Here is an 11,979-nt window from a genome sequence, read left to right on the forward strand (position 1 = left end):
AACAGCTCGGGTGCTCAAGGCTGCCAAGTCGGATAAACAGACTTAAACACTGCTTTAAATGAGTTCTTAAACGCAGACCTTGAAAGGCATGGCTCTTACAGCGGGTCACTTTTGCAAGGACGGCATTCCGGGCGTTTGCCAAAAGTGACCCGCTGTAAGAAGAGCGGAACCATAGGTAGCCGTTACCGCAGCAACGGATCTGTACACCAAAAAAACCGCAATAAAACACAAACCAGGCAAGTCAGATCAAAATAAAAATCACCGCCAACCCAGCAAAAATCGCCCACTTCTCCAGGTAATACCGCGCCCGATTACGCTTTTTCAGCTCCTTGCCACGCAAACGGATCTTGTACAACCGCGTAAACGCACGGTTCAACCCGCCCGTCTTGTCACCCTCATCATTAGGCGAACCCGCCGCCGCCATCACATTACGACTGAACCACCGGTTAAACGCCGCCGCCCAGCGGTACTTCATCGGGCGCTCAATGTCACAGAACAAGATGATGCGGTTCTGCTGCGTCGTGTTCTCAGCGTAATGAATGTAAGTCTCGTCAAACATCACCGGCTCACCGTCACGCCAGTAGTAACTCTCGCCATCCACATTGATATAGCAACCCGGATCGTTCGGCGTATCCAGCCCCAAGTGGTAACGATAGGAGCCTGCATAAGGATCACGGTGACGCACCAGCTTGGAACCCGGCGGCAACTCGGCAAACATCGCCGCCTTGATCGAGCCAATACCTTGCACCAGTTCAGTGGTGCGCGGGCACAACTTCATCGCCGACGGATGACTGTCGCCGTACCATTTAAGATAAAAGCGCTTCCAGCCCGACTTGAAGAACGAGTTGAAACCCACGTCATTGTATTGGTCCGAGCGCTTGATCTCACCCGCACGCATCAGGTTCTGGCCTTCCTGGCGGATTTCCTCCCAGTGCTCCTGCAGCGGGCTCAGGTCCGGAAAGTCGCTGGGCGACAGAAACGGACGGCTTGGCTGCTTGGAAAACAAGTAGAGGAAGCAGTTGATCGGCGCCAGGAACGTCGAGTGATCGCTAAGCTGGCGACCCAACTTGTGTCGCACTCTGCCACGCAGGTGAACATACGCAATGGAGGCAACGTAGAGAACAACAATGATGAGTTTCAAGGGATTCGTCACAAGTCAGAAGAGAACAGGCTGCTCCTGCGTGCACACAACGGCCGAGGATTAATAAGCAGCACCTGAAATCACAATTACACATTGGCGGCTGGCCGGACAAGTCTCTTCCGGAACCAGGCCATTGGCCTTTATTTAGCCACAGTTTGTAACCAAAGGTTAACTAAGAATTGTGAAAAGCTGTCTACGCAGCGTGTAGGACGCGCAACCACCTGTCTGGACGCAAGCCCGGAGTGGGGCTACTTACAGTGCAGGCGGTGGCGCTGCCAACGCAGAAAAAACTCGCCGTCCAACCAGGTTCCAGGCCCCTTTCAGTTACAATCGCGCCGATCAACCTCCCGCAAAAGGAACTTGCATGACACCTCAACCAGACCCCGACTTCACCGCGCTCCAGGGCGCCTGGGAGCAGATCTGCCTGGAAGACAGCGGCGTACACAACCCGCCCGACGCACACAGCGCGCCGGGTGCCATTACCACTATTCGTGGCGATCAGTTCGAAGTCCAAACCGTGAATGGCGACATATTGCTGGCTGGCCGGTTCACACTGGACAGCAGCACCACGCCCAAACGCATTACCTGGGTGGACTCCATGGGCGATGACGCCGACAAAGCCTTACCCGCCAGCTATCGCCTCGAAGGCGACGATTTTGTGTTTATCGCGGCGGATGAAGGCATGCCCCGCCCGACCGTCTTCAGCACCGGGCCAGGGCAAACCATGCGCACCTTTGTGCGTCGCCGGTAAAACCGCTGGCATCCGAAACGCCGACAGGGTTTTCACACAGCCTTCACCTTCAGGCCTTTAGCGTGAGGCCACCTACTCCAGTGATTCACTTGGCCCGCCGCTACTGTCGCGGGCCTTTTTTTGTGCGCCAAAACCGCTTTAAACCGAGCGTTTGATGGCCGTCAGGGTAAAACACAATGGCAATTGAGCCGGCTGGTGTTCGTACTGGTCATACAGCTCTTCCCGGTTGGAGTGCGGGTACTCCTGCAGATGCTCGATCTGCAGGTGCGCCGCAATCGCCCCGCTGACCACGCTGCCCAGGGTATGCACGTACCAATAGGACGTCGGCCCAGGAATCTGTGTCAGTCCTTCATACACAATCGACGATTGCAGCACGAACGGATCGCGTTGAAAGTACGAACTGGCGGGCAATAGCGGATTGCTGGCCTGAGGGTCGAAGACTTCCAGGAAAGGGTGAGTCTCATAGATCACCAGGGTGCCGCCGGGCTTGAGGGTACTGGCCACGTGCTGCATGAACAGCGCCACATCCGGCATCCAGCCCAGTACGCCAATGGTCACCAAGGCGATATCAAACCGGCCAAGCAGGTGCTCAGGCAGGTGATGAATATCGGCTTCGATGAACTGCGGGTTATGCGGTGAACATTCAGCCAGTTCCCGCGCTTGCGCCAGAAAAGCTGCCGATTGATCGACGCCCACCACCTCACGCGCGCCAAGGCCAAACAGCGACAGGCTTTCACGCCCGTTATTACAGCCGATTTGCACCACCGCCTTGCCGGCCACGCCGACCGTTTGCAACAGCGCGGTAATGGTCGGATCGAGGCGCGAAAAGGTCGGTTCAGCGACCGATTGCAGCAGTGTATTCCAGGTCGCGGTGTCTTTGTGCAGCGCGGCAGAAGCGTCCCAGGCGGCCTTGTTACTGGCGATAGCCTGTTGAGCTGAGGGCATGTCCATTGCGTCTCCAGAGAGTCATTTCAGCGGGCTACGGAAAATAATCCAAATACCTGCAAGATAAAACCCTCAGCAGCCGCGAAACTTCTGTTCAGGCCCATGCGTCACTAACCCAACGAGTGTCCAGCCCCTGAACACCCTTTGCGAAGACAGCGCCGTGGCCAATCACTCTGACCTGCGTAATACCTTGTCCCTGGACAGCCTCAACTTTTTCCTGGCGGATGTGCGCGACGGCCTAGGGCCATACCTGGCGATTTACCTGCTGGCCGTGCACCAATGGGACCCGGCCAGCATCGGCGTGGTCATGACCCTGGCGGGCATCGCCGCACTGGTCACCCAAGGCCCGGCGGGTGCGCTGATCGACCGCACACGCAGCAAGCGCGCCGTGATCGCCGTGGCTGCGATCCTGGTGACCGCCAGTTGCCTGCTGCTGCCGTTTGTCAGCACCTTCAGTTGGGTGGCCCTGACCCAGGCCGCCAGCGCCGTGGCCGCCTCGGTGTTTGCCCCGGCCATATCCGCCATTTCCCTCGGGATTACCGGACCACGCGCCTTCACCCGGCGTACGGGGCGCAATGAAACCTTCAACCACGCCGGCAATGCCGTGGCCGCGCTGCTGGCCGGCGGCCTGGCGTACCTGTATGGCCCGGTGGTGGTGTTTTACCTGATGGCCTTTATGGCGCTGGCCAGTATCGTGGCCGTGAGCTGCGTATCGGCCAAGGCGATTGACCATGAAGTCGCCAGAGGCTTTGACCCGGCCCACCACAGCGATCACGAACAACCGTCCGGCGTGAAAGTGCTGCTGGCCAACCGGCCGCTGCTGATATTCGCCATCTGCTGCGCCCTCTTCCACCTGGCCAATGCAGCGATGCTGCCACTGGTCAGCCAGAAGCTTGCGCAGATCAACCTGCAGATGGCCACGCCGCTGACTTCGGCGTGCATCGTCGCCGCGCAGCTGGTGATGGTGCCGATGGCCTGGCTGGTGGGGCTCAAGGCCGATCTGTGGGGGCGCAAACCGTTGCTGCTCGCAGGTTTCCTGATTCTGCCGCTGCGCGGCGTGCTCTACACCTTGTCCAGTGATCCGTACTGGCTGGTGGCGGTGCAGATGCTCGACGGCATCGGCGCGGGGATCTTTGGCGCGCTGTTCCCGGTGATCGTCAAGGACCTGACCCAGGGCACCGGGCGTTTTAATGTGAGCCTCGGCGCGTTGTCCACGGTGTTTGGCCTGGGTGCGGCGTTGAGTAGCAGCCTGGCCGGTTTCGTCGTACAACAAGCCGGCTACAACGCGGCATTCCTGACCCTGGCCGGCGTGGCTGCGGCAGCCTTGGCGCTGTTATGGCTGGCGATGCCGGAGACCTTGGAAAAACCATCGTTCGCCTGCCATACAACTGTCGCCTGACATATGCGACAATGCGCGCCAAATTCCAACACACAGCCAAAATATTCTGCTCAGCGACCGGGTTTCGCGCCTTGATGTCGCTGTTGACGCATGCCTGAAGGCTCCTGCCGCCACGCTCGCAACTCATTGATAGGTAAAGTAATTGATCTCCACAGCTAACATCACCATGCAGTTCGGCGCCAAGCCGCTCTTCGAGAACGTCTCGGTCAAATTCGGCGCCGGCAACCGTTATGGTTTGATCGGTGCCAACGGTTGCGGCAAGTCGACCTTCATGAAAATCCTCGGCGGCGACCTCGAGCCGTCCGGCGGCCAGGTCATGCTGGAGCCGAACGTGCGCCTGGGTAAACTGCGCCAGGACCAGTTCGCCTACGAAGAATTCACCGTACTCGACACCGTGATCATGGGCCACGAAGAGCTGTGGCGGGTCAAGGCTGAGCGTGACCGCATCTACTCGCTGCCGGAAATGAGCGAAGAAGACGGCATGGCCGTTGCCGAGCTGGAAACCGAATTTGCCGAAATGGACGGCTACACCGCCGAATCCCGCGCCGGTGAACTGCTGCTGGGCCTGGGTATTCCGCTGGAGCAGCACTTTGGCCCGATGAGCGAAGTCTCCCCAGGCTGGAAACTGCGGGTATTGCTGGCCCAGGCGCTGTTCTCCGACCCTGAAGTGCTATTGCTCGACGAACCGACCAACCACTTGGACATCAACACCATCCGCTGGCTGGAAAACATCCTGACCCAGCGCTCCAGCCTGATGATCATCATCTCTCACGACCGTCACTTCCTGAACAGCGTGTGCACCCACATGGCTGACCTGGACTACGGCGAGCTGCGCCTGTTCCCGGGCAACTACGACGAGTACATGACCGTGGCGACCCAGTCCCGCGAGCAACTGCTGTCGGACAACGCCAAGAAGAAGGCGCAGATCTCCGAACTGCAGTCCTTCGTCAGCCGCTTCTCGGCCAACGCCTCGAAAGCCAAGCAAGCCACGTCCCGTGCCAAGGCGATCGACAAGATCCAGCTGGCCGAGGTCAAGCCTTCGAGCCGTGTGAGCCCGTTCATCCGTTTCGAGCAGAACAAGAAGCTGCACCGCCAGGCGGTGATGGTCGAAAAAATGGCCAAGGGTTTCGACGGCAAGCCGTTGTTCAAGGACTTCAGCTTCCAGGTTGAAGCCGGCGAGCGCGTGGCGATCATTGGCCCGAACGGTATCGGCAAGACCACCCTACTGCGCACTCTGGTCAACGAACTGACCCCGGACGCCGGCAGCATCAAGTGGACCGACGCCGCAGAGCTGGGCTACTACGCCCAGGACCACGCCCATGACTTCGAAGACGACGTGACCCTGTTCGACTGGATGGGCCAGTGGACCCAAGGCGAGCAGATGATCCGTGGCACCCTGGGCCGCATGCTGTTCTCCAACGACGAGATCCAGAAGTCGGTGAAGGTGATTTCCGGTGGTGAGCAAGGCCGCATGCTGTTCGGCAAGCTGATCCTGCAAAAGCCGAACGTGCTGATCATGGACGAACCGACCAACCACCTGGACATGGAATCCATCGAAGCGCTGAACCTGGCGCTGGAAAACTACCCGGGCACGCTGATCTTCGTCAGCCACGACCGTGAGTTCGTATCGTCCCTGGCCACCCGCATTATCGAGTTGAGCGCCACCGGCGTGATCGACTTCAGCGGCACCTATGACGACTACCTGCGCAGCCAGGGCGTGGTGTTCTAAGCACCCGCTGTGGCAGGCCGGCTTACTGTTGCAGACCCGCTTCCCGTGGCGAGCAGGCTTGCCCTGCGCTGGGCTGCGAAGCGGCCCTAAAACCAAACACCGCGTTTTGCCTGGCAGAACGCGGTGTTTTTTATTGGGGCTGCTGCGCAGCCCAACGCAGGGCAAGCCTGCTCGCCACAATGAAGCCCTCGCCTCATGCGGCCCATTCAGCAAAACCCGTTAGCCAGCTTCCTTTTCCCCCACGCCCTTGCCATCATGCCCTCACCGCCCGCCCGCGAATGAGTGACCATGCCTGCCGTCGCCCCCAGTTCCCTGTCGATCACCCTGCAGATCGTCTCCATTGTTTTCTACACCTTTATTGCCTTTATCTGCATCGGCCTGCCGATCGCGGTGATACCCGGCTATGTGCATGAACAACTGGGCTTCAGCGCCGTAGTCGCCGGGGTCACCATCGGCGCGCAATACCTGGCCACCCTGCTCAGCCGGCCGATGGCGGGGAGGATGTCGGACAATGTGGGCACCAAACGCGCGATTGTGCTGGGCTTGGCGGGCATCCTGGTCAGCGGCGTGCTGACGTTTTTTGCCACCTTGCTTGAAAGCATGCCCGCCGTGAGCCTTGGGGTGTTGATCGTCGGCAGGCTGCTGCTCGGCGTGGCCCAAGGCCTGATCGGCGTTGGCACCATCAGTTGGTGCATGGGCGCGGTCGGTGCCGAACACACGGGGCGCTCGATCTCCTGGAACGGTATCGCGTCCTACGGCGCCATTGCCATAGGCGCGCCGCTGGGCGTGGTGATGGTGGCCGATTATGGCTACAACAGTCTCGGTATCGCGCTGTCGGTGCTGGCCGCTTTGGGCCTGGTGTTGATCCGCAATAAACCCTCAGTACCGGTAGTGCGTGGCGAACGCTTGCCGTTCTGGGCGGTGTTCGGGCGCATTGCGCCGTTTGGCGCCAGCCTGTGCCTGGCGTCGATCGGCTACGGCACGCTGACCACCTTTATCACCCTGTATTACCTCAACCGTGGCTGGGCCGGTGCGGCGTACTGCCTGACGGTGTTCGGCGTGTGTTTTATCTTGTCGCGCCTGGTGTTTATCTCGGCCATCAGCCGCTTCGGCGGGTTCAGCGCGGCGATTGCCTGCATGACCATCGAAACCGTCGGCCTGACCCTGTTGTGGCTGGCGCCGTCCACCGGTGTGGCGCTGATCGGCGCCGGGCTCACCGGCTTCGGCTTGTCGCTGGTGTACCCGGCGCTGGGCGTGGAAGCCATCAAGCAGGTGCCCAACAGCAGCCGTGGCGCGGGGCTGAGTGCGTATGCGGTGTTTTTTGACCTGGCCCTGGCGATTGCCGGGCCATTGATGGGCGCCGTGGCGCTGAACCTCGGCTATGGCTGGATTTTCTTCTGCGCTGCGCTGCTGTCGGTCACGGCGCTGTGCCTGACCGTGCAGCTCAAGCGCCGCGCTTACTGATCAGCAGTCTGCAAACCGGCGCGGGTCGACTGACCCAAAGTGTGCACGAAAAAGCGCCCCGCTTCCGAGATCAGGTCGCGGTGAATGCCTTCGCGGTCGACACCGTCGGCATCCGTGCAAATCGCCGGCATGGCCAGCAGTTGGTCGCTGTCACACGGTGCCATGAACACAAAGTGCCCGGCCCCGGCCAATAGTTTGAAATCCGGCGGTTGCGGCAGTTTACGCGCCAGGGCGGCGGCGTTCTTGTCCACGGCCACCAGCTTGTCGCCGTCGCCGCTGTAGAGCAGCACCGGCACGTGCACATCGGCCAGGGTGTGGCGGCCGAACATCAGGCTCAGCGGCGCCATCAGCATCAAGGCATGAATACGTGGGTCGGCTTGCGGCTGCAGGTCTTCACGGTCGACCACCAGCTCTCCTTTGGTGGTGCAGGCATCGCGGTCTTCCGGGCGTTCCTGGCAATAACGGCGCAGGCGGTCGAAATCCGGCTTGGCCCCGGCCAGGATCAGCGCGGTTTCACCGCCGGCTGAGTACCCGATAACCCCCACCTGGTCGATATTGACGAACGGCGACAGCATCGTATCCCCGAGCGTGGCGGTAATCGCTGCGGAAATCTGGATCGGCCGCCCGTACAGGTTGCTCACCGTGCCCAGGCGGCTGTGATCCTTGTAGTTGTCACCAGGATGCAAAACGGCCACCACTACAAAACCCTTGCGTGCCAGTGAAGTGGCCAGGTCGTGCAGCGCCAGCGGTGTACCGGTGTTGCCATGGGACAGCATCAGCATCGGGAAACGCCCGATAGCGACTTTGGAATCCTGGGTGGCGGCCACGTGGTAAGGGCCCAACTGCGTGGAATGTTCATCGTCGGTGGACGGGTAGAACGCGATGGCGTTCATCGGCTGCTGATCCAGCGGGTCGAGAAAACTCATGCGATGAAAGCCCACACTCCAATGCGGGTGCGGCGCCGGGGCGGCGTGCACTGAAATCAGGCCGCCGAACAGGGAAAGAACCAAAACAGCACAAAGACGCATCATGGGGATGTCCACCTTTGCTGCGCGACCACGTTCAACACCCGCGGCATGTCGGTTTGAAAAGTCCATGGGCCAAGGCACTCGCTGCGGGTGATAAACCCATGTGTGCATAACCTGGGCCAAAGTAATGACAGCGGGCAAACGAAAAAACTCCGTACTCCGGTCGCGTTCAGGCGATCAGAATACAGAGTTTAGGCGCCCCGGTTCAGATTGGAACCGAACAGAGGCGAACTTTACACAAGCCTTACGCGGCGGCGAACAGTTGTTCGTTGATTACGACGTTGGCATCGCTCAAGGCTTTGCTGCGAACTTCTTCACCGTAGGCCAGGCCCTGGGCGCGGACAAATTCGATATCCGTGATGCCCAGGAAGCCAAATACCAGTTTCAAGTAGTCCTCGTGGCCCACATTGCTTGCCTGGCCCGCGTGCAGACCGCCAGCGGTGGAAACAATGATCAGCTTCTTGCCGCCGCACAGGCCTTCAGGGCCGGCTTCGGTGTAACGGAAGGTTTGACCGGCGACCGCAATACGGTCGATCCAGGCCTTGAGCTGGGACGGCACCGAAAAGTTGTACATCGGCGCACCGATCACTACAGCGTCAGCGGCGATGAATTCAGCCAGGGACGTGGCGCTCAGTTCAGCCTCGTGTTTTTGGACGGCGTCGCGCAATTCGGCAGCGGTGCCCAGGGCGCCCAGGGTCAGGCCGGAAAAGTGGCTGATGCCTTCGCCAGCCAGGTCACGATAGGTCACTTCCACACCCGGCTGAGCCGCTTGCCAGGCCTTGACCACACCAGCGCTGAGCTGACGGGAAGCCGAGTTGTCGCCGAGGATGCTGGAATCGATATGCAACAGTTTCATGCGGGTTCTCCAAGTGAGGATCGCGGCTGGGCGATCGAATGAGGTTAATCCTACACATGAACCCAATAGTCGATTAGACGGCACAAATGTGATTGTTTGTCCCGCCAGCAGGACAATCGATCTAAATTCTCAATGCGACGACACATAAATAGACGCCGACGAGGGCGCCGGCAGCGCGTAAGTGCGCTTCATCCACTGAATCTCTTGCTGGGGCGTGCGCCCGAACAAGCGCTTGAACTCTCGGCTGAACTGCGAAGCGCTTTCATAGCCCACCTGAGCGCTCGCCGTGGCGGCGCTGATGTCGTTGCGCAGCATCAACAAGCGCGCCTGGTGCAGGCGCGTGGACTTGAGGTATTGCATCGGCGAGGTGTCGGTGACGGTGCGAAAGTGCGCATGAAAACTCGGCACGCTCATCATCGCCTCCCGCGCCAGCACTTCCACGTCCAGGTGCTGGTGGTAAAACCCATGAATCTTGCGAATCGCCCGCGCCACCTTGCCGAACTGGCCCTGGCGGTTAAGCGCGGCACGCATCGACCCGCCCTGCTCGCCCGTGAGGATGCGGTAGTAGAGCTCGCGCATCAGCGCGGGGCCGAGGACCTGTGCCTCCATCGGCGCACTCATGGCTTCGAGAAACCGCAGCAGCGACTCACTGAGTTTGTCGTCCATGGGCGAGGAATACATGCCGCGCGGCTTGGCTTCGCGCAACTCGGGAAACCCATCCAAAGCCAACATCAATTCGGCGGCAAGGGTGAAATCCAGGCGCACGTACACCGCCAGCATCGGCTCTGCTTCGCTGGCCTCGGTTTCCATGGTGAACGGCACCGGCACCGACACCACCAGGTAATGCTGGGCGTCGTACAGGTAAACCTCTTCGCCCAGATAACCGCGCTTGCGCCCCTGGCAGACAATCACAATGCCTGGGTCATACAACACCGGCACGCGGTGCAGCGGCTGATTTGAGCGAAGAAAGCGCACGTCCTCCAGAGCGCTCAGGTTATAGCCTTCGACAGGCGCCAAGCGGCCCATCAGCGCGATGATTCGTTGGGTGCGGCCCATGGCACGTGGTTCCTGGCGAAAACAGCACGGTACTGCGCAAATACCGCCATGGCTATGCACTCATAGGAATAGGCAATCAGCACATTGGAATGGATATTCGCTCAAGCCGCCGTGTTCCGTAGCCTGAACCTGTACTTTCAGCCTTCGGAGTTTGCCCATGCTTATCGTCTACAACCCCGCCACCGGTGAAGAAATCGGCCGTGTGGCCAAACACACCTCAGCCCAGGTCAAGGCTGCCGTTGACCGCACCTGCGCAGCCTTTCCCGATTGGTCCGGCAAACTCGCCAAAGAGCGCAGCGACATCCTGCGCCGCTGGCACGACAGCGTTAAGGCCGACAAGGAAGCCTTCGCCGAACTGCTCTGCCGTGAAAACGGCAAGTGCCTGAGCGAAGCCCGAGGTGAAATCGACTACGGCCTGGGCTTTATCGAGTGGTACGCCGAAGAGGCCAAACGCGTCTACGGCGACACCATCCCCACCCACGACCGCAATGCCAATGTAGTGGTGACCAAGGAAGCCATCGGCCCGGTCGCAGCCATCACGCCGTGGAACTTCCCGTTCATGATGATCACCCGCAAAGTCGCCACAGCCCTGGCCGCCGGCTGCACCATGGTGATCAAACCCGCTGAAGACACGCCGCTCACCGCCCTCAAGCTGCTGGACTACGCACGCAGGGCCGGTATCGAAGCCGGCGTGCTCGAAGTGGTGGTCGGTGACCCGCAGGAAATCGGCCTGATCCTTACCGGTGACCCACGCATCCGCAAGATCTCGTTTACCGGCTCCACCGGCGTGGGCAAATTGCTCGCATCGCAATGCGCGGCAACCATCAAGAAGATGACCCTGGAACTGGGCGGCAATGCGCCGTTTATTGTATTTGCGGACGCCAACCTGGATGCGGCGGTACAAGGGTTGGTCAGCGCCAAACTGCGCAACTCGGGCCAGGTGTGCATCTCGCCGAACCGGATCTTTGTGCAGCACAGCATTTTCGAAGCTTTTATGGAACGCGTGAAGGCTGCGGTCGCCAACATCGAAGTAGACCAGGGCCTGCGCGAAGGCTTTGTGGTCGGGCCGCTGGTCAATCAACGGGGTTTCGACAAAGTCGTGCGCCTGGTCGACGAGGCCAGGGCGGCGGGCGCCAAGGTGCTGATGGGCGGCAAACCCCACGCCAAGGGTGGGCTGTTCTATGAACCGACCGTTTTGACCGGCTTGCAGGACGATTCACCACTGGCCACCGAAGAGATCTTCGGCCCGGTGTTCGCCCTCTATTCGTTCAAGGATGAAGAAGAGGTCATCGCCCGCGCCAACCAGACCGAGTTCGGCCTGGTGGCCTACGCCTACACCAGCGCACTCGGCCGGTCGTTGCGCCTGTCACGTCAGTTGGAGGCTGGCATGGTGATCCTCAACTCGGGTTCAGTGGGCACGGCGTCGGTTCCGTTTGGTGGCATCAAGCAGTCCGGCTATGGGCGTGAAGGCAGCTATTACGGGATCGAGGAGTACGTGCATGTGAAGTATGTGTTGATGGCGGGGGCGCAGTTCTAAGCCCTCTGCCCTCCAAAAGCCAGTGCCTGCAAGGTGCTGGTTGTTTTTCAGGCTGGATTTGTGCAGGCCAGGC

10 protein-coding genes are annotated in these 11,979 nt (G+C 60.2%); 5 read left to right on the forward strand and 5 right to left on the reverse strand.

Going from position 1 to position 11,979, the window contains the following annotated elements:
- Nucleotides 1–241: 241 nt before the first annotated feature.
- Nucleotides 242–1,141: a lipid A hydroxylase LpxO gene (gene lpxO, locus BFP92_RS29550; protein WP_065911666.1), complete on the reverse strand. Its 900-nt coding sequence runs from the start codon at nucleotides 1,139–1,141 to the stop codon at nucleotides 242–244.
- Nucleotides 1,142–1,505: 364 nt separating this feature from the next.
- Between lpxO and BFP92_RS29555 the strand changes: the two genes are divergently transcribed.
- Complete coding sequence (locus tag BFP92_RS29555; protein WP_065911668.1) at nucleotides 1,506–1,892, forward strand: TIGR03067 domain-containing protein; 387 nt, start codon at nucleotides 1,506–1,508, stop codon at nucleotides 1,890–1,892.
- Between the two features lie 138 nt (nucleotides 1,893–2,030).
- Here BFP92_RS29555 and BFP92_RS29560 read toward each other — a convergent pair whose 3' ends face one another.
- Nucleotides 2,031–2,843: a class I SAM-dependent methyltransferase gene (locus BFP92_RS29560; RefSeq protein WP_065911669.1), complete on the reverse strand. Its 813-nt coding sequence runs from the start codon at nucleotides 2,841–2,843 to the stop codon at nucleotides 2,031–2,033.
- 154 nt (nucleotides 2,844–2,997) lie between these two features.
- Here BFP92_RS29560 and BFP92_RS29565 point away from each other — a divergent pair, with 154 nt between their 5' ends.
- The 3 genes from BFP92_RS29565 (at nucleotide 2,998) to BFP92_RS29575 (ending at nucleotide 7,429) form a co-directional block, all read left to right on the forward strand.
- Nucleotides 2,998–4,236, forward strand: a complete 1,239-nt coding sequence (locus tag BFP92_RS29565; protein ID WP_065911671.1) for an MFS transporter — start codon at nucleotides 2,998–3,000, stop codon at nucleotides 4,234–4,236.
- Nucleotides 4,237–4,378: 142 nt separating this feature from the next.
- A complete protein-coding gene (locus BFP92_RS29570; RefSeq protein WP_074854431.1) occupies nucleotides 4,379–5,965 on the forward strand; it encodes an ABC-F family ATPase in 1,587 nt (528 codons plus the stop codon).
- 288 nt (nucleotides 5,966–6,253) lie between these two features.
- The gene (locus BFP92_RS29575) at nucleotides 6,254–7,429 is read left to right on the forward strand and encodes an MFS transporter (RefSeq protein WP_065911673.1); all 1,176 of its coding nucleotides are present in this window, start codon (nucleotides 6,254–6,256) and stop codon (nucleotides 7,427–7,429) included.
- Here the strand turns inward: BFP92_RS29575 and BFP92_RS29580 are convergent.
- The 3 genes from BFP92_RS29580 to BFP92_RS29590 form a co-directional block, all read right to left on the reverse strand.
- A complete protein-coding gene (locus BFP92_RS29580) occupies nucleotides 7,423–8,460 on the reverse strand; it encodes an alpha/beta hydrolase family protein (RefSeq protein WP_065911674.1) in 1,038 nt (345 codons plus the stop codon). The two genes, BFP92_RS29575 and BFP92_RS29580, sit on opposite strands and share 7 nt — an antisense overlap.
- Nucleotides 8,461–8,701: 241 nt before the next feature.
- Entirely contained in the window at nucleotides 8,702–9,313 is a 612-nt protein-coding gene (locus BFP92_RS29585; protein ID WP_065911675.1) for an FMN-dependent NADH-azoreductase, read from the reverse strand.
- Between the two features lie 129 nt (nucleotides 9,314–9,442).
- Nucleotides 9,443–10,369, reverse strand: coding sequence for an AraC family transcriptional regulator (locus BFP92_RS29590; RefSeq protein WP_065911676.1), 927 nt, complete (start codon nucleotides 10,367–10,369; stop codon nucleotides 9,443–9,445).
- Nucleotides 10,370–10,526: 157 nt separating this feature from the next.
- Between BFP92_RS29590 and BFP92_RS29595 the strand changes: the two genes are divergently transcribed.
- On the forward strand, nucleotides 10,527–11,906 hold the full coding sequence (locus BFP92_RS29595; protein ID WP_065911677.1) for an NAD-dependent succinate-semialdehyde dehydrogenase: 1,380 nt from the start codon (nucleotides 10,527–10,529) through the stop codon (nucleotides 11,904–11,906).
- Nucleotides 11,907–11,979 lie beyond the last annotated feature (73 nt).

The sequence above is a fragment of the Pseudomonas sp. 58 R 3 genome, assembly GCF_900006605.1.
Taxonomy (GTDB): Bacteria; Pseudomonadota; Gammaproteobacteria; order Pseudomonadales; family Pseudomonadaceae; genus Aquipseudomonas; species Aquipseudomonas salomonii.